General features: G+C 60.7%; 25 protein-coding genes. 14 read left to right on the plus strand and 11 right to left on the minus strand.

Going from position 1 to position 22981, the window contains the following annotated elements; translation table 11 throughout:
* Positions 1-23: 23 nt before the first annotated feature.
* A complete protein-coding gene (gene map / locus VLA65_RS18670; protein WP_059389133.1) occupies positions 24-902 on the minus strand; it encodes a type I methionyl aminopeptidase in 879 nt (292 codons plus the stop codon).
* 113 nt (positions 903-1015) lie between these two features.
* Between map and VLA65_RS18675 the strand changes: the two genes are divergently transcribed.
* Positions 1016-1180, plus strand: a complete 165-nt coding sequence (locus tag VLA65_RS18675) for an SPOR domain-containing protein (RefSeq protein ID WP_113990679.1) — start codon at positions 1016-1018, stop codon at positions 1178-1180.
* A 12-nt stretch (positions 1181-1192) separates the two neighbouring features.
* Here the strand turns inward: VLA65_RS18675 and panB are convergent, their stop codons facing one another.
* The gene (gene panB / locus VLA65_RS18680; RefSeq protein ID WP_332603351.1) at positions 1193-2104 is read right to left on the minus strand and encodes a 3-methyl-2-oxobutanoate hydroxymethyltransferase; all 912 of its coding nucleotides are present in this window, start codon (positions 2102-2104) and stop codon (positions 1193-1195) included.
* Positions 2105-2294: 190 nt separating this feature from the next.
* On the opposite strand from panB, the gene VLA65_RS18685 reads away from it, so the two are divergent.
* From VLA65_RS18685 to VLA65_RS18695, 3 genes are read left to right on the plus strand one after another with little or no spacing between them, the layout of a single operon-like run.
* Positions 2295-3635 (plus strand): glutamine synthetase family protein, encoded by a 1341-nt coding sequence (locus VLA65_RS18685; protein ID WP_284751784.1) that lies wholly within the window; start codon positions 2295-2297, stop codon positions 3633-3635.
* 9 nt (positions 3636-3644) lie between these two features.
* Positions 3645-6656 (plus strand): bifunctional [glutamine synthetase] adenylyltransferase/[glutamine synthetase]-adenylyl-L-tyrosine phosphorylase, encoded by a 3012-nt coding sequence (locus tag VLA65_RS18690; RefSeq protein ID WP_332603352.1) that lies wholly within the window; start codon positions 3645-3647, stop codon positions 6654-6656.
* Between the two features lie 50 nt (positions 6657-6706).
* A complete protein-coding gene (locus VLA65_RS18695) occupies positions 6707-7228 on the plus strand; it encodes a GNAT family N-acetyltransferase (RefSeq protein WP_059389130.1) in 522 nt (173 codons plus the stop codon).
* A 7-nt stretch (positions 7229-7235) separates the two neighbouring features.
* On the opposite strand, the gene VLA65_RS18700 is transcribed toward VLA65_RS18695, so the two are convergent.
* Positions 7236-7496: a hypothetical protein gene (locus VLA65_RS18700; protein WP_059389129.1), complete on the minus strand. Its 261-nt coding sequence runs from the start codon at positions 7494-7496 to the stop codon at positions 7236-7238.
* A 428-nt stretch (positions 7497-7924) separates the two neighbouring features.
* Here VLA65_RS18700 and VLA65_RS18705 point away from each other — a divergent pair, with 428 nt between their 5' ends.
* On the plus strand, positions 7925-8089 hold the full coding sequence (locus VLA65_RS18705) for a DUF2207 domain-containing protein (protein WP_148667595.1): 165 nt from the start codon (positions 7925-7927) through the stop codon (positions 8087-8089).
* Between the two features lie 443 nt (positions 8090-8532).
* Here the strand turns inward: VLA65_RS18705 and VLA65_RS18710 are convergent, their stop codons facing one another.
* On the minus strand, positions 8533-9603 hold the full coding sequence (locus VLA65_RS18710) for a hypothetical protein (RefSeq protein ID WP_332603353.1): 1071 nt from the start codon (positions 9601-9603) through the stop codon (positions 8533-8535).
* 898 nt (positions 9604-10501) lie between these two features.
* On the opposite strand from VLA65_RS18710, the gene VLA65_RS18715 reads away from it, so the two are divergent.
* Positions 10502-10768, plus strand: a complete 267-nt coding sequence (locus VLA65_RS18715; RefSeq protein ID WP_332603354.1) for a helix-turn-helix domain-containing protein — start codon at positions 10502-10504, stop codon at positions 10766-10768.
* A 77-nt stretch (positions 10769-10845) separates the two neighbouring features.
* On the plus strand, positions 10846-11202 hold the full coding sequence (locus VLA65_RS18720; protein WP_332603355.1) for a DUF2510 domain-containing protein: 357 nt from the start codon (positions 10846-10848) through the stop codon (positions 11200-11202).
* A gap of 114 nt (positions 11203-11316) precedes the next feature.
* Here the strand turns inward: VLA65_RS18720 and VLA65_RS18725 are convergent, their stop codons facing one another.
* Positions 11317-11616 carry a hypothetical protein gene (locus VLA65_RS18725; RefSeq protein ID WP_332603356.1) on the minus strand — a complete coding sequence of 100 codons (300 nt, stop codon included), beginning with the start codon at positions 11614-11616 and terminating at the stop codon, positions 11317-11319.
* Between the two features lie 504 nt (positions 11617-12120).
* Complete coding sequence (locus VLA65_RS18730; protein ID WP_332603357.1) at positions 12121-12858, minus strand: SH3 domain-containing protein; 738 nt, start codon at positions 12856-12858, stop codon at positions 12121-12123.
* Between the two features lie 496 nt (positions 12859-13354).
* Here VLA65_RS18730 and VLA65_RS18735 point away from each other — a divergent pair, with 496 nt between their 5' ends.
* Together VLA65_RS18735 and VLA65_RS18740 are read left to right on the plus strand one after the other, a co-directional pair.
* Complete coding sequence (locus VLA65_RS18735; protein ID WP_284990854.1) at positions 13355-13786, plus strand: LexA family protein; 432 nt, start codon at positions 13355-13357, stop codon at positions 13784-13786.
* Complete coding sequence (locus tag VLA65_RS18740) at positions 13779-15077, plus strand: Y-family DNA polymerase (RefSeq protein WP_284990855.1); 1299 nt, start codon at positions 13779-13781, stop codon at positions 15075-15077. Before VLA65_RS18735 ends, VLA65_RS18740 begins: the two co-directional genes overlap by 8 nt.
* 12 nt (positions 15078-15089) lie before the next feature.
* Here VLA65_RS18740 and VLA65_RS18745 read toward each other — a convergent pair whose 3' ends face one another.
* Positions 15090-15800 carry an SOS response-associated peptidase gene (locus tag VLA65_RS18745; protein WP_332603358.1) on the minus strand — a complete coding sequence of 237 codons (711 nt, stop codon included), beginning with the start codon at positions 15798-15800 and terminating at the stop codon, positions 15090-15092.
* Positions 15801-15922: 122 nt separating this feature from the next.
* On the opposite strand from VLA65_RS18745, the gene VLA65_RS18750 reads away from it, so the two are divergent.
* Positions 15923-16687 (plus strand): DUF5677 domain-containing protein, encoded by a 765-nt coding sequence (locus tag VLA65_RS18750; protein ID WP_284990857.1) that lies wholly within the window; start codon positions 15923-15925, stop codon positions 16685-16687.
* A gap of 101 nt (positions 16688-16788) precedes the next feature.
* Here VLA65_RS18750 and VLA65_RS18755 read toward each other — a convergent pair whose 3' ends face one another.
* The gene (locus VLA65_RS18755) at positions 16789-17214 is read right to left on the minus strand and encodes an SHOCT domain-containing protein (RefSeq protein WP_284990858.1); all 426 of its coding nucleotides are present in this window, start codon (positions 17212-17214) and stop codon (positions 16789-16791) included.
* A gap of 247 nt (positions 17215-17461) precedes the next feature.
* Here VLA65_RS18755 and VLA65_RS18760 point away from each other — a divergent pair, with 247 nt between their 5' ends.
* From VLA65_RS18760 to VLA65_RS18770, 3 genes are all read left to right on the plus strand, one after another.
* Entirely contained in the window at positions 17462-17878 is a 417-nt protein-coding gene (locus tag VLA65_RS18760; protein ID WP_332603359.1) for a hypothetical protein, read from the plus strand.
* Between the two features lie 64 nt (positions 17879-17942).
* The gene (locus VLA65_RS18765) at positions 17943-18494 is read left to right on the plus strand and encodes a hypothetical protein (protein ID WP_284990860.1); all 552 of its coding nucleotides are present in this window, start codon (positions 17943-17945) and stop codon (positions 18492-18494) included.
* Between the two features lie 130 nt (positions 18495-18624).
* Positions 18625-19092, plus strand: coding sequence for a hypothetical protein (locus VLA65_RS18770; RefSeq protein ID WP_284990861.1), 468 nt, complete (start codon positions 18625-18627; stop codon positions 19090-19092).
* A gap of 92 nt (positions 19093-19184) precedes the next feature.
* On the opposite strand, the gene VLA65_RS18775 is transcribed toward VLA65_RS18770, so the two are convergent.
* The 3 genes from VLA65_RS18775 to VLA65_RS18785 all read right to left on the minus strand — a co-directional run bounded on the left by VLA65_RS18775 (position 19185) and on the right by VLA65_RS18785 (position 22021).
* Positions 19185-19847: a recombinase family protein gene (locus VLA65_RS18775; RefSeq protein ID WP_284990862.1), complete on the minus strand. Its 663-nt coding sequence runs from the start codon at positions 19845-19847 to the stop codon at positions 19185-19187.
* Positions 19848-19938: 91 nt separating this feature from the next.
* A complete protein-coding gene (locus VLA65_RS18780) occupies positions 19939-21315 on the minus strand; it encodes a deoxyguanosinetriphosphate triphosphohydrolase family protein (protein ID WP_284990863.1) in 1377 nt (458 codons plus the stop codon).
* A gap of 553 nt (positions 21316-21868) precedes the next feature.
* Entirely contained in the window at positions 21869-22021 is a 153-nt protein-coding gene (locus VLA65_RS18785) for a hypothetical protein (RefSeq protein ID WP_284990865.1), read from the minus strand.
* A 153-nt stretch (positions 22022-22174) separates the two neighbouring features.
* Between VLA65_RS18785 and VLA65_RS18790 the strand changes: the two genes are divergently transcribed.
* Complete coding sequence (locus VLA65_RS18790) at positions 22175-22909, plus strand: SGNH/GDSL hydrolase family protein (RefSeq protein ID WP_284990867.1); 735 nt, start codon at positions 22175-22177, stop codon at positions 22907-22909.
* Positions 22910-22981 lie beyond the last annotated feature (72 nt).

Below are 22981 nucleotides of genomic sequence, written 5' to 3' on the forward strand. Positions count from 1 at the left end.
CTGCAGGTGACCTTCCGGAGAGCTTAGGGAAGAGTCAGGATTTCGGCGCCGGTCTCGGTGACCAACAGGGTGTGTTCAAATTGTGCGGTCCGCTTGTGGTCCCGGGTGACGACGGTCCATTCATCGGGCCACATGTCCCACTCGATTGTTCCAAGGGTGAGCATGGGTTCAATCGTGAAGACCATTCCGGCTTCGATGATGGTGTTGTAGGCCGGCGCGGCGTCGTAGTGGGGGATGATCAGGCCGGTGTGGAACGCCTCGCCGACGCCGTGGCCCGTGAAGTCACGGACCACGCCGTAGCCGAAGCGTTTCGCGTACGACTGGATGGCACGGCCGATCACGTTGATTTCGCGGCCGGGCGCTACGGCCTTGATGGCCCGGTTGAGCGACTCCTGGGTGCGTTCCACCAGGAGCCGGGACTCGTCGTCGACCTCGCCCACCAGGAAGGTGTAGTTCGTGTCGCCGTGGACGCCGTTGATGTAGGCGGTGATGTCGATGTTCAGGATGTCGCCGTCCCGGACGACGGTGCTGTCCGGGATGCCGTGGCAGATGACCTCGTTGAGCGAGGAGCACAGGGACTTGGGGAAGCCGCGGTAGCCAAGCGTCGACGGGTAGGCCTGGTGGTCCAGTATGAATTCGTGGCCGATCCGGTCCAACTGGTCGGTTGTGACGCCGGGCTCGATGTGCTTGCCGACCTCGACGATCGCCTGGGCCGCGATTTTGCTGGCGATGCGGATCTTCTCGATGGTTTCCGCAGACTTGACCTCTGAACCGGTGAACTTCGCGGGTCCCGGCTTGCCGACATACTCCGGGCGCGGGATGGACGCCGGAACAGGCAGCTGTGGGCTGACGGTCCCACGGGTCAGCGTGCCGATGGGTGCGGTCAGAGCGGGAGAAGGCATAGATTGATCATATAAGGGACGCACGAGACGCAAGTAACTAAGAAGCTAAATATCGGCCCGTGCGAAGGCACCGGCCCCGCCGGGCTTGCGGCGGGATTCGAAAAGGAGAAACCGTGGCGGAGTTCTGGTACAACGTTCAGACACACCAAATCGAAGAGGACGCGATGTCCGACTGGTCCCAGCTGATCGGTCCCTACAAGACCCGCGAAGAAGCGGAGCACGCCCTCGAAAAGGTCAAGGCCCGCAACGAAGCCTGGGACAAGGACGAGGAGGACTGAAGCTGCTTCCTCCTAGAAGGAGTGTTCCGGGCCGGGGAACTGGCCGGACCTGACGTCGTCGGCGTAGGCCTTCGCCGCGGCGCCCAGGGTGGTGCGAAGATCCGCGTATTGCTTGACGAACTTGGCCATCTTGCCGCCGCGCAGTCCGGCCATGTCCTGCCACACCAGAACCTGTCCAGTGGTCGCGTTGCCTGCGCCGATTCCGATGGTCGGTACGTCAATGGCTGCGTCGACGGCGGCAGCGGTTTCCGCGGGAACCATCTCCATGAGCACACAGAACGCTCCGGCGTTTGCGAGGGCAATGGCGTCTTCGACGAGGCGCGCGGCGTCGTCGCCCCGGCCCTGGACGCGGTAGCCGCCCAGCGAGTGTTCGCTCTGGGGCGTGAAGCCGATGTGCGCCATGACGGGAATGCCTGCCTGGACCATGGCCCGCACAGTTCCCGCATAGAACGCGCCGCCTTCGATCTTGACGGCGTGCGCCAAACCTTCCTTCAGGAAGCGGACGCCTGTTGCCACTGCCTGCTCCGGCGACACTTCGTAGCTGCCAAAGGGAAGATCGGCCACTACCAAGGCACGCTTGGCGGACCGGGCCACCGCGCGGCACAAGGGGAGGAGCTCGTCGACGGTCACAGGGAGGCTGGTTTCGTTCCCGAAGACGTTGTTGGACGCCGAATCGCCGATCAGCAGGACCTCGATGCCGGCCTGGTCGAAAATTTCCGCCGTGTATTGCTCGTAGGCGGTCAACATCGCAAAGCGCTCACCCTTGGCCTTGGCCTGCTGCAGATGATGGGTGCGGATCCTCGCGGCGGGCTTCGGCGTTGAAGCATCCGCTGAAGCCCCGGAACCTGCCGCGGCAGGTCCCGTTCCGTAAGGCGCGGGAATTTCGGCGGGCATGCTGGAATCGGAACTGTTGCTTGGGGCCATGGATAGAGCGTATGCGGTACCGGCCGTCCTAGCCACCGGCGCATGGGGAGCCTCACATTTGTAAACGCTGTGTTACGCGAACCGGGGGTGCAGCCAATCCGGGCCAATGCTTAGTAGAGTGAATGCTGAGTTGTCGTCGGCTTCGAATCCCGAATCCGCGGCATGGACGTTGACCCGGAAATGAGGCCCCATGGACCGCCAGCAAGAGTTCGTTCTGCGAACTATCGAAGAGCGTGATGTGCGCTTCGTACGCTTGTGGTTTACCGACGTCGTCGGTTCCCTGAAATCGGTGGCACTTGCGCCGGCAGAAGTGGAAGGCGCCTTCGAAGAAGGCCTGGGTTTCGACGGCTCGGCCATCGAGGGCCTCGCCAGGGTGTTCGAATCCGACATGCTTGCCCAGCCAGACCCCTCCACGTTCCAGATCCTCCCGTGGCGTGGTGAAACCGAGCAGACCTCCAGGATGTTCTGCGACATCCTGACCCCCGACGGCGAGCCGTCGGCCGCAGACCCCCGGAACGTGCTCAAGCGCACCCTCGCCAAAGCCGCGGACATGGGCTTCACGTGCTACACGCATCCCGAGATCGAGTTCTACCTCCTCAAGTCCCAGGACCTCGATGCCAACGGCGTTCCTGTTCCCGTTGACGAGGGCGGCTACTTCGACCACGTGCCCGGCGGCGTGGCACAGGACTTCCGTCGCACGGCCGTCACCATGCTTGAATCCGTGGGCATTTCCGTGGAGTTCAGCCACCACGAGGGCGGACCCGGCCAGAACGAGATCGATCTCCGCTACGCGGACGCCCTCCAGACGGCGGACAACATCATGACCTTCCGCACGGTCATCAAGGAAGTGGCCCTGCAGCAGGGCACCTACGCCACCTTCATGCCCAAGCCGTTCACCGACCACCCGGGTTCAGGCATGCACACCCACTTCTCGCTGTTCGAGGGTGACACCAACGCCTTCTACGAAGCCGGCGCCGAATTCCAGTTGTCCAAGACCGCACGCCAATTCATTGCCGGTATCCTCCGCCACGCGCCGGAATTCACCGCCGTCACCAACCAGTTCGTCAATTCGTACAAGCGTCTCTGGGGCGGCGGCGAAGCGCCGAGCTACCTGAGCTGGGGGCACAACAACCGTTCGGCCCTGGTTCGCGTGCCGCTCTACAAACCGGGCAAGGGCCAGTCCGCACGGATCGAATACCGCGGCATTGACTCTGCCACCAACCCGTATCTCGCCTACGCAGTGTTGCTCGGTGCCGGGCTCAAGGGTATCGAGGAAGGCTACGACCTTCCGGCCGCCGCGGAAGACGACGTTTGGTCGCTGACTTCGGCCGAGCGCAAGGCGATGGGTCACACTCCGCTTCCGGCCAGCCTCCACGACGCCATCCGCGCCATGGAGGATTCGGAACTCGTAGCGGACATCCTCGGCGAACAGGTCTTTGACCACTTCCTGCGCAACAAGCGTGCGGAATGGCAGGACTACCGGCTCCAGGTCACGCCTTACGAGCTCAAGCGCAATCTCGGCATTCTCTAGGCTGTGAGTGTGAGCCTGGCCCGCCGGCTCATCTCGGCCGGTTTCAGCGACCTTGAAAAGGGTGAGCGGTTCCTTGCCGCGCGTGAACTCGACGGCATCGACCAAGACACGATCTTCGCCGGTCTGCACCTCAGCGCCAACCCGGACACCGCGTTGCAGTCGCTGGTCCGTCTGATTGAGAAGCATCCCTCGCTCAGGCAGCTCGCCGGGGAGCACCCGGATCGGAGCGAGCCGCTTTACCGCTTGCTGGGGGCATCCGAAGCCTTGGGGGAGTTCCTGATCAGGCATCCGGAACACCTGGACGTCTTCGATGTCCGCGTCAGCCCGGAGCCCTTGTCCGCCGATGCCAGTGAGCTCCGGACGAAGCTGCTCCGATCGGTCAAGGCAGACCCCAACTCTCCCCGGCCCGTTGCCGCGATGACCGGAGCCAGCGCCTACACGGCTCTCCGGACGGCTTACCGTCGCGGGCTCACCGAACTGGCCATCAAGGACCTCTGCGCCGCCAGTCCGCAGGACTTCATGCCCGCCGTCGGTGCCGAACTGGCCGACCTCGCCGGTGCCGCGATAGAGGCGGCCCTCGCCGTTGCCAGGGCCGAAGCCGCGGCGACTTTCGATCCCGCCGATATTGCCGGCGTCGGGCTGGCCGTCATCGGCATGGGCAAGTGCGGTGCCCGGGAGCTCAACTACATCTCCGACGTCGACGTCATCTACGTGATCGAGGCACCGGACCTGGAGGACGCCGAGGCCGCGACCATCGGCACGGCCTTGGCCGCCGGGATATCCCGTGCCATTTCGTCCACGGGGACCGAACCGGGTCTGTGGGAGGTCGACGCGAACCTGCGGCCCGAGGGGAAATCCGGTCCCCTCGTCAGGACGTTGCCCTCGCACTTGAGCTACTACGCGAAATGGGCTGAAAGCTGGGAGTTCCAGGCGCTCCTTAAGGCGCGGACCATCGCGGGGGACAGGGAGCTGGGCTCGCGTTACGAGCAGGCCGTCCAGCCGCTCGTGTGGGCTTCCGCCGGCCGGGAAGGGTTCGTGGAATCGGTGCAGGCGATGCGCCGCAGGGTGACGAACAACATCGCCCCGGCCGAAGAGCAGCGCCAGATCAAACTCGGTCCCGGCGGGCTGCGCGATGTCGAGTTCACGGTCCAGCTCCTGCAACTTGTCCACGGAAAGTCCGATGAAACGCTCCGTTGCCGGGATACGACGTCGGCAATATCCGCGTTGTCCGCGGGCGGCTACATCGGCCGGGTGGACGCCGCTGCCTTCGACGCGGCCTACCGCTATCTGCGGGTACTTGAGCACCGCATCCAGTTGTTCCAGATGCGCCGTACCCACCTCATGCCCACAAGCCAGGAGTCTTTGCGGTTCCTCGCCAAGGCCGTCCTGGGGCCCTTTTCCACAGGCAGGCCGCATCCGGACGCGCTGATTGAAACCTGGCAGAAGACCAAACGGTCCGTTCGTGAACTGCATGACCGCATCTTCTACCGGCCGCTGCTCAACACGGCCGCGAAGTTGAGCACCGAAGACGCCCGGCTCACTCCGGAAGCTGCCCAAGGGCGGCTTGCGGCACTCGGTTACCGCGACCCGCAAGGCGCCATGCGCCACATCGAGGCCCTCACGGCCGGGGTCAGCCGGCGCGCCGCACTGCAGCGGCAGTTGCTCCCCATCCTTCTCGGCTGGCTCGCCGAAGGTGTGGACCCCGACGCCGGACTGCTCGCCTTCCGCCGTGTCAGCGAAGCACTCGGAACCACCCATTGGTATCTCGGGATGCTCCGGGACTCGCAAGCGGCGGCCGAGCGGCTTTGCCACGTGCTCTCCAACTCACGGCTCATCGCGGATCTCCTCGAGGTTTCCCCGGAATCCGTTGCGTGGCTTGGTTCCGACAAGGAACTCATGCCGCTGAGCTTCGAGGCGCAGTGGCAGGAAATCCAGTCCAAGATGTCGCGCCACGCCGATCCGGAAAACGCGATGCGGCTTATACGGCTCATCAGGCGCCGGGAAATCCTCCGGATCGCCATCGCGGACAGTTCCGGCCTCCTGGAACAGGACGCAGTGGGCACGGCGTTGGCCGATGCCGACCGGGCTGCGGTTCTGGGCGCCTTGCACGTCGCCGAGTCCATCGTGGCTTCCGAGGGGCCCCTCACGACGCACGTGTTGGTAGTCGCCATGGGCAGGCAAGGCGGACGCGAGATCGGCTACGGCTCGGACGCCGACGTCATGTACGTCCACCGTGCCCTCCCCGGGGCGGGTGAATCCGAAGCCCAGCAACAAGCCCTTGCCATTGTGGGACACATTTCCACCTTGTTGACCCAACCCCTCAAACCGGCCATCCTGGCGGAGCGGGTCCTCACCGTCGACGCCGATCTTCGTCCCGAGGGGAAGAACGGGGCCATGGTCCGTTCCCTCGAGTCATACGCGGAGTATTACCGGCGATGGTCCCTCATCTGGGAAGCCCAGGCGCTGTTGCGGGCACAACCCATGGCCGGCAACGACGAATTGGCCGCGGAATTCCTTTGGCTCATCAACCCGATCCGGTACCCCGAATCGCTCGCCGAGACGGATGTGCGCGAGATCCGGCGCGTCAAGGCACGGGTTGAGTCGGAACGGCTCCCGAGAGGCGCCGATCCAGCCAGGCACGTCAAGCTCGGCCGGGGCGGACTGAGCGACGTCGAGTGGCTGGTGCAGCTGTTGCAGCTCCAACACGCAGGGAAGCATCCACAACTGCGGACCACGTCAACCCTGCAGGCCCTCGACGCGATCGAGTCGTTGGGCCTGATCGACAAGGGCGACATCGTGTTGCTTCGCGAAGCCTGGCGGCTCGCGAGCCGCATCCGCTCGGCGAATGTGATATGCACCGGGCGTGCCTCGGATCTCCTCCCTGCTTCCCGAAGGGACCTGGAGGCCGTTGCCAGGTGGTGCGGTTACCCTCCCGGGCAGGCTGCGGTGTTCGAAGAAGACTATCTTCGCTTGAGCCGGCGGACCCGGGCGGTGTTCGAAAAGGACTTCTACGGCCAGTGAGCTCCAGGCTGAGCCGTCCCGCGAAGTACGGAGGCGGCTAAGCTCGAAGGATGCTGGAAACCGTGTGGCTCATTCCCCTGAAGGATCTCGACGACGATGCCCGCGCCATCACGCTCGGCGACGTCGCCGTCATGGAATTGGCCGCGGGGCAGGAAGACTTCGTCGGGGACCCGTTCAAGATGATGCTCATGGGGTTGGAAGACGAAAGCCGCCTGCCGTACGTGATCGAAGCGGCAGGCGCCGCCATCGGAGTATTTACCTTGCAGGCTGGTGCCGCAACCCTGGCAGGATGGCACGACGACGATTCCGCCTGGCTCTTGCGCGGGTTCCTGATCGACCAGAAGCGCCAGGGGAGAGGCCTGGGCTCCCTGTCTGCTGTGGCCGCTGCCCGGGAAGCGCAGAAGCTGACAGCAAGGCTGGGTGGCGGGCAGGCCGGCGTCGTGCTTTCCGTCAACGAACACAATCCTGCCGCCAAGGCTGCCTACGCAAACGCGGGTTTTGTCGAGACCGGCAAGTATTTGGGAGGTTCCGCCGGTCCGCAATGGACCATGTACCGGGGTTTCGGCGACTAGGCGGTACTTAGGACTCGACCAGCGTCACGATTGTTTCCGGGCGCACGCCGTCGAATTTCATCGCCTCGGCGGCAGCTTCGGACTCCAGCGTTCGCTGGAACGTCTCCATGTCCGGGACGTCGACGATCAAACCAACCCGGTTGGTTTTTTCCGGGTCCACGAACGTTCGAACTGTGAAGCCCAGGGGTCCGAAGAGTTCTTCCCGTTTCGGTGAGCTAAGCCAGTGCTCAACGTCATCGACCTCGTGGAAGATCATCAAGGTTGTCATCGTATGCCTCCGCTTTGAGTAGTTGCGTCAGGAGCCGGAAGGGATGAGGACTCTCTCAAGCATCCTGATCACGCTGAACGTACCACGGCGTCCACGCCCGCGACAGGGGCGTTGGAATGGCAGAACCGGGCGTGAATGCCGGTTCCGGTAGGCACGCCGGATTGCCCCATGGTTTTGGCTCTGCGGCGCGCCGCGGACACAGACGCTCGCTCACTTATGTGGGTGCTTGGCGGGACGCTCGCTCACCTATGTGGGTGTTTGGCCGGACGCTCCTGCAGACATGACCTCAAGGTGGACGTGTCCCTTTATGTGAGCGGGCGTCCCGGGAAGGATTAGAATAATAAGCATGCTTATAGTAAGGTTGCTGAGGTTTGCACAGCGATAAAGGCAATCATCAGAATGTTTACGACTGAAACTGGAGCTACATCATGAATGTCATCCTCGGAATCGTCGCGGTCATCGCGATCCTTTTCTTTATCATTGGCGGCACCGTAAAGGCCCTGGGATTCCTTCTCTGGATCGCCCCGATATTGATCGTCTTGGCGATCATCGTCTTCCTCTTCCGGTTGATTAGCGGGCGCCGGCGGGTGTAGGAAAAATTGGGGGTCCGGCCCCTGCGATCCGGGGTCTTTACCAAAAGAACGGCTGTGTCTTTGCGGGCACAGCCGTTCTTTTTTGTGGGCACGAGTCCGACGGCGTTAAAGGGAAAGGGCCGCAGTTCACAAAAATGAACTGCGGCCCTTCATTTGCCTCGTGCGGTGTTACTAGACGCCGTAGTAGAGCTCGAACTAAACAATGCTGATTGGCGCTGGTTGAGCGGTGTTGAGATCCGCTAGATTCCGGGGTTTTGGCGTTGGCCTTGATGGGCGGAAAATGGCCACTTGCGGACTTCTTGCGGACTTTCTGCGGACTGACTGTGATTCTGAAGTTGGCTGGTGGACGTTAACAACATCTGGTAGTTCAGGGACAGCGGTCACGACCGGTCGCTCACAGAACCGGAGACGCTCGGCGCTTTGCAAGACATCCGTCCATCCGTTCAGGGCAGTTCTGCCACATCCGGACCGAACGAACACTCATACGTGCCGGTGGAGTGAACCAGATCGGCCTGCGCGTCCTGCTGGCTAATCGCTCCACTCTGTACCAATCGAAGAAGCTTGAACAATTCGCGGGTGTCTACGACGAGTCCGCCGTCCTTGGCGAACTCCTCGACATCTTCGGGACTGCTCGCCAACGGTATGGGCCGTTCGTCCGGGGCTAGGGAAAACTGTGCGTTGATCACGTACCACTGCGCTTGAGGAACGTCACCCGTGCGACTTTCAAAGAAACCCGCTGCCCGCGCTAGCTGGTTTATGTCGCTGGTCTTGGCATTTCGCGAAGCATAGCCTTTGACCTCGACCAGCGACAGCCAATCTGCATCGCGTTCCGACTTGATCCGGAGATCTTCACGTTTCGCCGCTTTGTTTGCCTCGGCTTCCGCATCTGAGTCAAAGACCTCGAAACCAAGGTCTTTGAGGCAGCTCATGACTGCGCCAACCAGCTCATCGCCTTGCGCTTGAAGAAGAGTCCTTTCCCCGGATTCGGCGGCGTTCGACGCCTCGGAGGCGGCCAGCCGAAGTACATCCAACTCGGCTGTTCGCTTGGCCAGATATGCGGCTGTCTCAACTTCGTGCGCGGAAATAGCTGCTGCGGCCTCAAGCTCGGCATGGGTCATCCATCGTTCAAGTGCTCCGTACCCAGCGGGCGGAAATTCATCCGGCCACTTCGACTTCCACAAGGCGAAGGCAGCAGCCAGCCACGTGGCCCGATGGGTCGTGACGGCAGGGAGCACCCACCATTCAGCCTCGCCGTCTCTCCCTGTCGACCGGACTAACCCCAGCGGGCGGCCCGCTACCTCCTCGACTAGGGTGGAGGCGTTTGCGCTTCCGTGACGCCCTCTCTCCGACAAAGTGTTGTAGAAGTCGCCAACCGGGACATTCCTGATGATGCTTTCCTTGACGAGACTTTCCAGTCCACGAGAAGTAGCCCCGAGGCCTACTGCAAACCGCTCAGCTCGCGCCCCGTCGCCGAGATCGAGAACGACGGTATTGCGTCCGTAGTCCTCGAGCAACCGTCGTGGTCCATTCCCCCGCCGCTCGAGGGGGGGCAGGAATTGCAGAACCTTTACGTGGTCGTGAATTACGCCACCAACGTTTCCCTGGCATACAACGAAGTTATAGTCCTGTTGTCTAACCTGGGCTATGGAGTTCACGTATTTGACTGTCCCGCCTTGGCGGTCCAATGTCGCCCGTAGCTCCGACCCTTCCTCGATTCCCACGGCGGCCACCCAAGGCAAAGGCCTGTGGTCCAGAGCATTCCTCAACTGCGTCCCCGTTCGATCAGCGCCGCATTCCGGCATCGCAAGCCTACCGGGTCGGATCCATATCACTCTAGCTGCCGGGCTTGCGCGTTCGACTCGGCCCGTTGGCCTGTAGCCTCTGACCCCGTGGCATTCCAAACAGCAAGGCAGAAGCAGGAACTCATCAAGCCGGCGCGCCTACTGCCAGTCTCCGTTGGGTGGGCACTGGGATAGAGGCGTGATCTCTCGACCCACGGATTAGAGGGCCGTCGATTTCGCCAGATTCCGATAGCTGCCATTACCCGCTAGATTCCGAGGGATATCGAAGCTCCAACGGCAAAGCGGGGCCAGTTCGATTTCGTTGGATGCCGCGGTTTTCGTTGGGTAAACGTTGGGTTCGAACCGGAACTTCCCCCGCGCCTAGAGATGACGCCCAAGGATCGTTGAGAACAGCAAGACCCGAAGGTTCCGCGGATTGATTGCGATGGCCTGGAACTAACTGTTTGCGGACTTCTTGCGGACTTTCGTCGCACTGCCACTACGGAAAAATGGTAGCGAGGACACCATTATCAACATTTCTGAAACGATGTCAATTCTTGAGATTGGTCTTTGGCGCCGTTTGCGGCTATCTTCGTCCGTAGACGTCCTAATCGACCACGGAAAGATCACCATGACGATCTCAGCAACTGAAGGCTCCCGCCGCACGTATACCGTTACCGAACTAGCCGAAATCCTCCAGCTCCGGCCCGCAACCGTCCGCGCCAATGCCCGCGCCGGCAAGTGGCCCTATCTGCAATTCGGGCCACGCACCATGCGATTCACTGAAGCGCACCTCGAAACCATCCTCACCAAATCCGAAGCAACACCACCACAGCCGATGACCCGCCTGCACCGCAGAAGAGGCGAGCCGCCGCGTTACTCCTCTACCGCGCCCTAACAGTGAGTCGGAGCTTCATGCGTTTACGATCATCCTGAGCCGCTGAGGGCTCATGCAGGGAATATGGGGGGTATTTCATGAGCAATCCCGCAGGCTGGTATCCGGACCCGTCCAATGCGCCCCAGACGCGCTACTGGGACGGTGCCGCATGGAGCAACGACGTTCGACCATTCGCCCCGCCAGAAGCCCCGCAGTCGGCGCCCGAGGCACCACGGAAGCGCCGTGGCAACAGCTGGATCTTGGCTGGATGTCTAATTGCCACCATCGGTATCGCCCTCGGCTTCATGGCCGCAGCCACCACGCACGTCGACGCGTACGGGAATACAACACAGGGTGGTCCAACGCTCGCCACGTTCCTTGTCATTGGCTTGGGGCTGGCCCTCGTAATTGTTGGATTCTGCATAAGGCTTCTTGCTGCAGTTGAGAAACGCTAATACATGAAACCGGTCGGCCAAATAGCGTTGGGGTAAGCTCTCGAGCGGGCCGCAACCGCAGCCACGACTACACCCGTTCAAACTCACCATCCCCGGTGAGGGGCTGTTTCGTATCTAAAGCACTCTCGGGTCGATCTTCCGCCGTCGCACCCTGGATGCTTCCACCCAGACCTCTTTGCGGCCCTCGTAATAATCCATCGGCCAGGGCACTGACACCAGCACGTGCGCCTTCGTCCACCCGTAAGCAAAGGCCGGCACCTCATGACTTTCACCGTTGTCGTAATCCAGCATCACGAACACGGGCAGCGGCTCCTTGGGCCTTGTCGCGGCTTCAACGGCAGCCGGATCCACAGGCGGCACGACGGGAGTTACCTTGCGCGATTGGGGCGGACCCCAGAACTTCTTTTCCTCCACAGCCCGAGTCTGCCACCGAGGGCAGACAATCGGGGCTCACGTCCGGCAATGACGTTGGCCTCGCGGAAAGGTAGCCCCCACAGGGTCGGCGTTGGGTTTTCGGAGCGAGAGGAAATGGGAACTTGTGGACGTTGGCGAGCTTGTACACCCCCTTAGGCGCCCGGGATAGTCTTGCGCACAAGTGTCCGGGCGAGAAACATTGGCCGGACGATCAAAGACTGAGCCGAGAGCTGAGATCGGGGGCGAACTTGGACGGACAGCAGTGGATCTGGGTGGCGGCGGTGCTGGTAAGCGCGGCGACGCTAGCCTTTGTTATGGCCTTTGGGCGCCGGTGAACAGTGAAGGGTCGCCCGCGCGGCGTGGGTGACCCTTCAGGTTGTTCTAACGCGTGGACTTAGGCGGGGATGTCGAACTGCTGGCCTTCTGGCTTGGACGGCAGGACGAGCTTCCGCTGACGTGAAGGCGGCCCGAAATAGATTCCGGACCGCCTTCTAGCTCTCGGTTCTACGGGGCATAGGCCCATCCGAGGTACCCCGGAGGCCAGGTGATGTTTTTGACGCTAATGGGCTGCCCAGGTTCCAAGGTAGTGATGACCTGGCCGTTTCCGATGGAAACAGCCACGTGCCCGTTTCCTGCGTCCCATCGCGGAGAGGAGTAGTACACGAGCGCGCCGGCCGGTGCGTTCTTGTCAGTGTGGATCCGGCCCCGAGTTGCCTGCCATCTGTAGTTGGAGATGGCGTTAGGGAACGTGAAACTGTTACCGAAAGCTCTTGCTGCGAATACCTCGCACAGGCCCCCAAGACTCTTGTTGCCGATCATGGAGTGCGCGTAGGCGACAGCCTTTGCCTCACGGCTACCGCCCGAGGGCGCGGGCGCGGGTGCGGGCTGGTCGCAAGGAGGGACGATGGGATTGGCTGATCCGGTGATGACAAATGCATCTGCGGCATAGCCGATCCGGCCGCCGCCAAGGTCGACCCTGTCCCAGATGTTGCTTGCCCCCCACGGTCCTTGAACATTCGCTCCGCGCACGTAGCAGAGGAGGTTAACGGAACCGCCCTTCGGGATCGTGCCCACAACTGATGCTGATACCTGTGGCGAAGACCGCACGTTGAGCGAGTAGCTTTTTCCGAGTCTTCCTGTGGCAGCGTCCGCCGGTGCGGCGAAGACCGCACTTCCCGCGGCCAAGGCGACTGTTATTGCGCCGGCCGCCAACACGCGTTTGAATCGTGTTTTAGTAAACATATTGCCCCCATGATCTGCGTGGTCCCCAGCGAACGACGCAGTTCAGAGCTTGGCACGGGGAAAGCATCTCCGGAAGTGTTGAAGAACAATCTTGATGGAAAATTAAAGTTGCCGAATGGCGCTCAGCGACGCCCCAGTCGGCCGTTATCGACGCAGTATCTCGATCTTTTCCGAACAAGTAGGCGATGCCGACGGATATCCATCGACGTATATGGCCCAGCGTGAGCAAACCATCGGGAGCCCGTTGCCTTAATTGGGATGAGTGCACGCGGCTGACCAACGAGCGGTGCACGGCTGTTGTTTGAGGCCCGCCTATTCGGGCGCGCCACAAGATCGGGTCCGTCACCAGGTGCGGCTCCCGCCAGCTCTCTTGAAGCGGGGGAATCTGGAGGCTACATCCGAACCCCGGATCCTGCATCGATGTGGCATGGTGGGGTCAATGTCCGAGCGGAGGGCTACCATTTGAATAGAACATATATTCGAATAAAGGTGTGTCATGTCTCTTGCCCTAGACCCCCGCATGATAAAAGCGGGGGCCGAGCCCGGGCACATCCCCGTGGCCCCGGTGGCCGTCCCCGCGGGCTACCCATCTCCGAGCCAGGACTACTTTTCCTCGGAGCTCGACCTGAACGAGCACCTGATCAAGGACAAGACCAGCACCTACATCGTGCGGGTTGCCGGGAACTCGATGGAACCGGCGGGCATCAGTGACGGTGACGAGCTCATCGTCAACAGGGCGCTCGCTCCCAAGGACGGCTCAGTGGTGGTCGCGATCCTCGACGACGAACTCACCATCAAACGCCTCCGGATCACCCGGGCCGGCATCATCCTGCAGTCGGACAACCCGGACTATCCGCCCATCCGCGTCCCTGAACTCTCCGATCTTCGGATCTGGGGAGTCGTCACATGGTGCCTCCACCATGTCTAAACCAGCAGTGATGCGCCGAATGCAGGAGATCGCACACATCGACGTCAACTGCTTCTACGCCTCGGCTGAACGGATCTTCGATCCCTCCCTCGAAGGGAAGCCGATTATCGTTTTGTCCAACAACGACGGCTGCGCGGTCACGAGGTCGAACGAGGCCAAGAAGCTCGGGATTGCGCTGGGTGAGCCATGGTTCAAACTCGCGCCTCGGGCCAAGGAATGGGGGCTGATCGCTAAGTCGAGCAATTACGAGCTCTACGGATCGATCAGCGCCCGGGTGATGGAGTTGCTGGCACGGTATTCGGCATGGCAGGAGATCTACTCGATCGATGAGTGCTTCCTCGGCGTCAAGGGATCCGGAGAGGATCTACTGGCCCTGGGCCGGACGATGAAGGACGCCTGCCAGCGGAACGTTGGCGTGCCGGTCTGCGTCGGCATCGCCCCGACCAAGACGCTCGCCAAGCTGGCCAACAAATGGGCCAAACATAATCCGGTGTTCGGTGGCGTGTGCCGCTGGGAGTCCGTGCCACCAGCGGAACGGGAGGCGCTCATGTCCCGGCTGTCCGTGATCGAGATCTGGGGTGTGGCCGCCAGGCTCACCAAGCGGCTTTATGCCATGGGGATTAACTCGATCCTCGACCTGTCCCGCGCCGACCTGGTCGCCATCCGGGACAAGTTCTCCGTCGTGATGATGCGAACCGTCCTCGAACTGCGGGGCACGCCGTGCATCCCTATGGAGGAAGAGCGGATCGGTCGGGACCAGCTCATTTTCAGCCGGTCGTTTTCCAAGCCGATCACGACGGCCGCGGACCTGCGCCAGGTCTTGAGCGTCTATGCGCAGATGGCCAGTGCCCGTCTGGCCAAGCACGATCAGCAAGCCAAACTGCTGACCGCTTTTGCGGGGACGTCGTACTACAACCCCAATGACAAGTCGTTCCCGTCAGTGAATGTCCCGTTGCCGATGCCCACGGCCGACCCGGTGATCCTGACCAAAGCTGCTCATGCTCTGCTCCCGCGGCTCATTGAGGGCGTCAAGTACGCCAGGGCAGGGATCATGGTGACAGACCTTCGGCCCAGCGGAAACCAGAAGCCGCTGGAACTGTTCGAGAACTCCCACGAGGAACGAGGCATCGGGACGCTGCTCGAGGACGTCAGCAAGAAATACGGCAGGGGCTCAATCGGGCTCGGGCACGCCGGCATCAAGGGAGGCCCAGACTGGACCATGAAGCGGGACATGCTCAGCCCACGGTACACAACCGAATGGGCCGAGCTGCCCATCGTCCGGGCAGCATAACCGACCGCGGACTCAGGCGGCCGGCTGGATGAGTTCGGGACCGTTGTTCCGCACATAGTTGACCTTGTCACTGACGATACGCGGCACGAGATGGGGTTCAGGCATGCAGTCCAACAGGGCGCGGACGTCGGCTTCGGAGGTTGTTTCAGGGTCAAGCCAGTCCGAGAACATGTCAGGTGGCACGATCAGCGGGGTGCGGTCATGGATATGGCCGAGCGCGTCGGAAGCCGCGGTTGTGATGATTGTGGCGGTCCGCAACCACTTGTCCGGATGCTCGTCCGGGAGGGCAGGATCGGGCCAGTTCTCGAACAATGCCGCGAAGGCAAGGATCCGGTCGTCGGCATCATGCAGATAGGTCGGGATCTTCCCGCCGCCAGGGATCTTCTCCCACTCGTAGTAGCCGTCACCAACAAGGAAACCACGCCTTGCCGAGGCGGCCTTCCGAAACGATGGCTTCTCGGTGACGGTTTCCATCCTGGCGTTGATTAGCCTCGCCCCGCCTTTGGGGTCTTTCGCCCTCGACGGCACGAGGCCCCAGCGCGCCGTGACAAGTTTCCTCGTCACTGGCGTACCCTCACCGGGACTCCGATCCAGGATCAATGGCACCGTGTCCGTCGGGGCGACGTTGTAAGAGGGCTGCAGTTCATCGACGTAGGACTCGTGCACGTCGAAGGCGGCCATAAGGTCAGCCGTCGATTTCGAAACAACGTAGCGCCCGCACATAGGACTATTGTGCCTGCAACCCCGTCCGGGTGTCCCCACAGCGAGGCAACCATGCGTTGCGGCGTCGCGGGGGGATCATTGTCTCTAGTGCACCAAGGAACATGGGCGAATTAGGGGGAGTCGTGGATACCGCAAGAGCAAAGGCCTTTCGTCGGCTATTTTTCGACTTGAAGGCGGTTTGGCTAGACGGCCCTGCTCCTGGCTCTTCTTCGTTCGGGGAAGGCGGCAGAGATGATTTCAATGAGTGGTGCGTCAAGCCTGTTGCGTGGGGATGGGCATCCCGCGCTATCCGCTCAGCAGAGGCGGCCGTACGGCTCTCAGACGCCGGTCTGAGTGAAGAGACATCACCGCTTTTGCGTAGCGCAATCGAGCACTCGATGTTCCTGTGGTGGCTCCAAATTGAGCGTGGAAAAGTCATCGAAGTCCTCAAGCGAGCCCAGAAGGAGAGCTTGGGAAAGATGATCAAGGCTCAGTCGATCGGTTGGGCCATCGATGCCCCTACGCTCAAAGTCATTCAGGATCTGATCGATGATGCGAACGATCAGCACAAGCATCTCGACGCACTCGCCAAGACGGGAAACCTTGCTCAGCGATACACGGATGATCTTGGCAACCTTTTTCAGGCATGGCTTTACGACACCCAAACCTCACACGCAACGCTTCAGAGCGCGAGTGCCTACTACAGCTTGATTCCCGCCCACGATCCTGGAGGTCCCGGGTTCCGACTTCTTCGGATTCCCGAAACCAAAGACAACGTCGCGGCCAAAGCTGCTGTGGCGACCCAGGTGGCACTGTCCGGATACAGCAAGGCCAGTGGACTCGAAGGCTTTTATCAGCCAAAGCTTGATCGCTTCACCTCGAGGTTTGCCGGACTAATGGCCCCCTAATGCGCCTTGAAGGATACTTCGCGAATTCAGACACCTGCCCTCGACGGCGCCGCGCCCGCCCAGCCACGCAACCACGGCTTCGAGTGAGTCACGCGGAAGAGCTAGCTCAGGAGTCTGGCCTTTTGTTTCGAGAACTCCTCATCAGTTAGCACCCCAGAGTCCCGAAGAGTTGCCAGTTTTGTCAGTTCGTCAGCGATAAGCCGCCCGTCCAGGTTCGGGGCAGGCGTAGCGTCAACAGCTTCATCCGAGTGCTGATTGTCGCGGAAACTTGGATGTGCGCGGAACCATGCCTCGATCTTTTCGGAGGTCCCATGATTCACACTGACCGACGCAAGCTCGGTACCGTTACCGAGAATCTTGAGGGTACGCTCAAGTGCCTTATTTCCTCTGGTCACGGAGAATCCGGTGACGTCGGAAATTCGGACTCGGAAAGCCTGTGTGAATTCGATAGGCTTTTTATAGGATGCGGTTCCGTCGCCATTGTCGATCATTGTGCCATCCCCAAAACCCAACTTGGTCGTAATCATGCTCGTTTGCTCCCCATTTCATCGAGTTGTAATTGGACTGCTGGAGGCCTCACGGAGACGACAGTGCCAATACCTGGCAGATTGCCAGTCTGAAGCAGACTCTAGGCGTCGTTGGACAGTTGCGCTAGAGTCGGGTTTTCTGACGAGCCAATGGGCGGATGCTTGCGGGAGGCATGACACTTTCCGCCCCGCAGCGGTCGGCCACAGCTTCCTTGTCAGCCAGTGGAGGGTGTGATTGAGTCAGGGCATGGGTGAAATCTTACGGATCCCGGAAATGCACCTTCTTCAGAAAGTCGTCGTTGCCAACAATCCTGAATTCGTCGTCAAACTCGGAGGCCTGCGCTTTCGTGGATATTTCACCAGTTTGGAAATTTGGAACACAATGACCAGGGCGCACGTTCTGTTGCCTGCCACCTCACCGAGCCAGGTCAGTCTGTTAGGGCGCCTCGTTGACCAGAACGGCGATGTCTGCGCATTCCAAGGAGCGAACGGTGGAAGTGACGGTTTCATGTCTTCGCAGGCATTCACCATGGAGCCCATCAGGGATACGGCCACACGGGTAACGCTGCAGATGTGCGACGCCCAGAGAGATAGATTAACCCCGTTCGAATCCATGAATGACTTCGACTTCCATGACGTCGCGACGATCGATCTTCAGTCCTGACCAAGGAGTTAAAACTAGAAGCCATAGCGGCTTTGGACTCATCACAAGGCGGTAGACGGGCAGTATGACGGACCCCTATGGCATTCCCGACAACATGTTCGGCTACGACCTCGGCGAGTTCCCGGCTCTCGTTGGCAGGGTCGTCATGGTTGCCGCAGTTGTCGAACTGAAGCTTGAGTTCCTTGTCATGTCGCTGAGCGGAGAGTCGCAGGAGGCTCATGCTGGCAAGAGCGCCAAGGCGAGCATTGACTTGTGTATCAAACTCCTGAAATCCCGACGCGTTGACTTTCCCGACGAACCGGCTGCCTTCGCAGACCATGTCGTGACACTTCTGAATGATGTTGAAGTCGCGCTACACCAGCGCAATGCTGTCGTACATAGCCGCTGGCCCGAGCCGGGCCGGGGCTGGAGGAATCTTCCGAAAAATCAGCGGGTATCCGGGCCAGCATTTGGCAGTCCTGACTGGACCAAGTGGATTCAGATCGACGAGGACCATCTCCAGTCTCTGATCCTGCTGTTGTGTGGCTTAGTGGATCGACTGGCTCAGGCCATAGGAATGGCTGGGTCCTTAGAAATGCATTCGTCGGAGAGAGGGCCCGGGCGCGACTCGAGATGACCGGCTGATCGGGTATCGCCAACGGACCTGCTGGATGGCCCCGCATGCGCGTCTCCGGTCAAGCCCTTCCCATCTCAATGAGCCGTGTCGCGGGGATCATCAGAGCGCTCCGCCATGCATACTCTGATTCATGGATGATCCTCATCGCTCCGTCTATCAGGCTGTTGTTGCTCGGCGTTTGCAGTGGGACAACCTGCTGTGGCAAGTTCCACTCCTGTCTCTGACGGCTCAGGCTTTCCTGTTCACCATCGCCCTTGGGGCCGACACCTCAAAATGGTCCAGAACCCTTGCTGCCACCCTGTCTGTCGTCGTGGCGGTGCTTTGTGTGTCGCTAATGGCACGACACCGCCAAGCCGAGCTGTCGGATGCACACTGGCTTGAAGTCTACGAGGAAGGCCACCCCGAACATTTGCGCGTTCATGGCAGCCCCTTCGTGGAGCGGAGAAACAAAATCAACGTACGGCTGGCGGCCGGTCGTCTCCCCGTTCCTACCTGGAAGGGCTATGAGACCTGGACTTGGGGGATGGCTATCTTCGGACTCATTGGCCTGTTAGTCGTGGTACTGACCTGGATTGATCCCAGCCCTCTCCACGCCTGACTCCAGCAGGCGACTAAAGCCTGGATCTCGCGTACTCCGAATTTGGTTCGTCCATGCCCGCGCAGGATAGGTGCCGCGGCCTGCGCACGCACTCATTTGCTCATGTTCCCCGCGTTTGCACTCCCAAGCACTTGACGCACCGTCGAGGCGTACCATTTCCCGCCCGCAGCAGTCGGCACGGCGCCCTCGTTGAGACTTCTGGCAATCCCTGCCAGTGAGGCGCCGTTTTCGCGCTCTGAGACGATCTGACGGACGGTAGCCGCAGGCAGCGAGCTGGGGCGCCCCATGTGCTTGCCCGTCGTCGTCTTGATCTTCGCCATGCCATCGCGGGTGCGCTCCGCGATCTTCTTGCGCTCCATCTCCGCGAAAGTACAGGTGACCTGCGCCATTGCCGCGCCGGTGATGGTCGATGTATCGATCCCGAGATCAAGACAGATCAGGGCCCATCGCTGACGGTTCGCCGTTTCCAACATCCCAGCGAAGTCTGCGACGCTACGGCTGAGGCGGTCGAGCTTCGAAACTGCGAGCGCGTCGAAAGATCCGCCCTTCAAATCTGCGAGCGCCCTGGCTAGCACGGGCCGGTTCTTGAGACTCTGTGCGGAGGCGGCGTCTTCACGGTAGATCGTGAGCGCCCATCCATTCCGCTTGGCTTCGGCCTCCAGCGCCGCAATCTGCACCTCGGGGCCGATGTCCTGCTTGGACGTGGAGACGCGAATGTAACCGACGACCCTAAGGGCTGAATCCGTGGCGTTCATGACCCGAGCTTACACAAAGGGTTCCCTTTATGTAAGAAGGAAAATCTTAGGCACATTCTGTTTCAAACCATGCCTACGGATGGAAATCTCCTCAGTATGCCACGTCCGTGATGGATCCGATATCGGTACCGCTCATGCGCCTGAACAGCGTCGTCGCCTGCTTCTCGGTCAGTGACGACACGTGATCGCATGCAGCGCGAACTCGGTTTGAATGATCCTGAAAGTCCTCCAGCCTATCTGCAGGGAGAAGGTGCTCTGGATCCGCCGAGTGCCAACGAAGGAGCTCGGAAACCATGTGTTTTTGTCCACGCTGCTGCCCTGTCAGTTCAGGCCGATCGATCACATAGCACCAAATCAGCTCCTTGAGCAGAGCGCACATGCGTTGGCGGTCCTCCGGAACTCGGAACTTCGCCCCATATCGAGTCAGGTGACCGTCGTAGGCTTCTGTCGGTTCCAGTGCTATACCCGTCAGCATGTGGCGAATCAGCCCTCGAGTAGTGGCGGCTAGAGCCTGCCGATCCCTATGGCTTCCTCGAAACGGACCAAAGAACCGGAAGTAGTTGCTAAAGATTCGGAGCTGATCGACGGCATCCTGACGATCAAAGACGGTCCACTTACCCTCGACGTAGTTTAGGAAGTATGAAAGCTCCTCGGATTCTTGGGTCAAATCCAGCTTCCCCGAGACCGTGGGGAAAGCTACGATCGACGCAAGCGGAATGAAACCAGCCCGAAAGAAATCCTCGAGATCGTGACACGCGTAAGTTACGTCATCCGCCCAGTCCATGATCTGTTCTTCCACGGGTCGCCCAGATGGCAACGAAGGGCCATATAACCACGTGGAAGTGTCCTCGTCTTCGGCATAGATTCCGAACTTTCGGGTTTTATCAATGTCGCCGTCCGACTTCTCGAGAGCTCGCCGCCACGGATACTTCGTTGTCGCGTCCAACGTCGCACGGGTTAGGTGAAGGCCTCGGTGACCGCCATGGCTGCGATCCGACAAATAGGTGAGGATGCGAAAGTTCTGAGCATTGCCTTCGAATCCATCAGCGCCAGCCTCAGCGTCTCCAGGTTCTCGATACTCGTTCATCAATTCCCCGTAAGTCTCCCGGAGCGCCGTCTCGCCCGCGTGACCAAATGGCGGGTGCCCGATATCGTGAGCCAGACAGGCGGACTCCACTAAATCAGGATCTGGCCCATTGCCGCCATTTTCCAGGACAAGCATCTCAGCCATTCGCCGGCCGACCTGGGCAACTTTAAGGCTGTGGGTCAGCCTAGTATGGTAGCCGCCTAGCTCATCGGCGGGAACGACCTGCGTTTTGCCGGCTAGTGCAGAAAACGCGCTTGAATAGAGGATGCGGTCGCGATCATGTTTGAAAGGCGCGCGGGGGTCGATGGCTTCAGTATTATGCGCTTGCTTCAGGCCCTGCTGTTCAAAGTCTTCTAGCGAATACCCGGTGCTCTCTGTCATCCCTGAAGGATAGCGGAAAGCTCAGAGATCAACGGGCGCTTATTGTTGCGGTGAGGCTGGAAACCAATTCCCTAAAAGGCCCGTTCCAACTCTCCCGTGCCGCCTCAGCGGAAGATGACAGCTTTAGTCCATCCGGCAAAGTGTCCATCAATGACTGATCACTCAGGTCTGCAAGAACAGCCATTAGACGTTCCGGAAGCTCCCTGCGTACGAAAGGATTCGAATTTTCGCCAACGGTGGAAGAAACGTAGCTCAGCAATACCCGGCGCGGGGTCGGTTCGTGGCGAACGTCATTGTGCGCCGCAATGAGCGCGAGTGCAAAGCGATGGTGAGCGGGCAAATCCGCAAACGACTTCGGGAACGAAGTGAGCTGGGTTGGTCGCTCGGATAGGATCGCGGGCATTCTGACTCCTAGCGTTCGAGATAACCAGTCTGATGTATCTACTCAATCACATGCTGCCGACAAAACAGGGATGTCGGCAAGATCAGGGCGGCTCTAATCTGAAACAGTTTACGCCAACTTGCGACTCGACGCGCCGATGCGACTTCCTCTCTAAGCGGCATGCGGTCCGATCTCAAAGCCCGCAATGAACGCCTCCATCAAGTTTCGAAGATGCAGATCGTTGGCACTGGAATCGTCCGGAGGCAGCGCTGCCAGCATCGCCTTGAGCTGCCCGACGACGAGGCCTGCGTCGGCCCCTTTCATGCGGAGCTCCAAGTGTCTTGTAGTTCCAGCTTTCGTCATGGTTCCTTCCTATACCGAAGTCTGTCTAGGTCAAAATAGTGAGGGTCTGGGAGGGTGAAGCGGGGATTCAGTCATCCGACACCCTCGGCCGTATGGAGCCTTTACAATCAGGGCATGACTATTGGGGGCATTTCCTTGAACCTTCGCCGCGTACTTCCTGCTGTGATCGTAATTTCGGCGCTGGCCTTGGCGGGCTGTGCATCTTCGCCGCCACCCGTGTCCGAGAAGGTTCAGAAGGCCTATGAGGCAGGCGTCACGTTGCCACCCTCACCAGCCCCCGTTGATCCCCTGGCCAAGGGGCGGGCCGATGGGGTGCTCTCCACCTATTTCATAGGTGACTCTCTGACGGACGGGTGGAATGCGACGGAGCAGCCGAAGTCATTCCGACCCCTCGTGGCTGCAGGCCTTGAGGCTGGCGGGAAAGTGGACGCTACTGCGGACTTCAAGGCCGGCGCGAACCTCGCGCAAGTAGCGGCACTAGCCAACATCCCTGCCGCGCCAGATCTTGTCGTGCTTGAGCTCGGCACCAACGACGTCAATAAGACTGACCTTGGCGCGTTCCGGGCGAACCTGGAGTCCCTGCTTACGAGGCTCACGGCAGCCAAACCGGTCCTAGTCTGCGTGGGGACATGGCAGTTCGGAACGACCCAAGGTTTCGATACGCAGATCCAACAGGCCTGCGAAGCCAGGGGCGGCAAGTTCGTCAAGATTGGCGATCTTCGGGAAAATCCCGCAACCGTAGCTCCGAAGGGTTCTGCCGTATACCCCCTGGCGGCGGATGGTAACCATCCGAACGACGCCGGCCATGCCGAGATTGCCCGCCGCGTCCTCGCTGCTCTCGCTCCCTAGGGCATCGAGGCACTACTTCGACCTACCTCCTTTGACCCGCCCGAGCGAGTCACAGCCGGCCGGCGGGTCTTC

The organism is Arthrobacter sp. S2(2024) (assembly GCF_036662515.1).
Taxonomy (GTDB): Bacteria; Actinomycetota; Actinomycetes; order Actinomycetales; family Micrococcaceae; genus Arthrobacter.